Here is a 1,036-nt window from a genome sequence, read left to right as displayed (position 1 = left end):
CAGCAAGAGTGTTACTGAGCAATCGATGGTTGGCGTTTTGTAAGTGTGCCCTGTGGGTAGGTGTAAGCCAAAGCAAGCGCAAGTAAATGCAACTGCGGAGATAATTATTCTGTGGTTTATTTTGTTTATAAAAACTGCAAGGTAAACCACTGATAAGGTTAAAAGTGCGGATCTAGATCCGGAGATGATGACAACAAAAAGCAAGTAGAAGGAAGCTAGTTGCTCGGTATTTTTTCTAGGGATGAACTTGCCAGGTAGTAGATCAGTATCAGGAGGATTAGTTTGTAATTGTTTTCTGTATATATTCCGGGCCGATTTGAGAGTGAGTTATCGAAATGTAATGCTCGAGAATAGCCATATTTAGCAAAAAACATAATAAAGTGAAAAAAACAAAAATCTTATTTGATAATCGCTAAATTTATTTTTCCCCACGAAAAAACTATAGTATAAAAAGTCTGAGCCGATTTAACGCCCAGTAACGAGTTAGAGAGAATAAAGCACCACCAAGGCACCCGCGCAACTTTGTTTTTTTGAAATGGGAGATTTATTTTCTTTTAAAGAAACAGTGACCATTCCAACTCTCTTACATGTGAGCGATTGAGGCGAGCTACAATATCGCAACGAGCTGATAAAATTGGTATCTAATTACTGGAATTTGGAGCTTTTAGGAAGGGCATAGCACGCTCAACTATTGACGCGATCGTTGCTAATAATTTCAATCAAACGCTCAGTTGCGCGGCTAATGTGGAACCGATGCAGAAAGCACTGTCTAGCTCTCTCAGTCATTTGTGAATAACCTTCTGCATCTAATGATAACCAGCGCTTCAGGTTATTAACTGTACCGTCGATCGTATCTTCATCTACAAAGCCAGCTGAATCTGATTCTATTTCACGCCAGATGTTAACTTTATTGCTTATTAGAACTGGCTTGCGGCAGGCCAGCGCCTCGGCAACGACGATACCGAAATTCTCTTGATGAGAAGGCAAACAAAAGGCCTCAGCGGCGTAAAAGGCGCCCCATTTGACATCACCAGTC

At 40.7% G+C, this 1,036-nt stretch carries 1 protein-coding gene; it reads right to left on the bottom strand.

Going from position 1 to position 1,036, the window contains the following annotated elements; genetic code table 11:
* Nucleotides 1-684: 684 nt before the first annotated feature.
* A partial coding sequence (locus AC1DSG_RS31355; RefSeq protein WP_477794322.1) for a glycosyltransferase occupies nt 685-1,036 on the bottom strand: 352 nt, incomplete at its 5' end.

Source organism: Pseudomonas sp. P5_A12 (genome assembly GCF_056400685.1).
The sequence above is the reverse complement of the archived record's forward strand: the minus strand, read 5'-3'. Positions and strand labels throughout refer to the sequence as shown.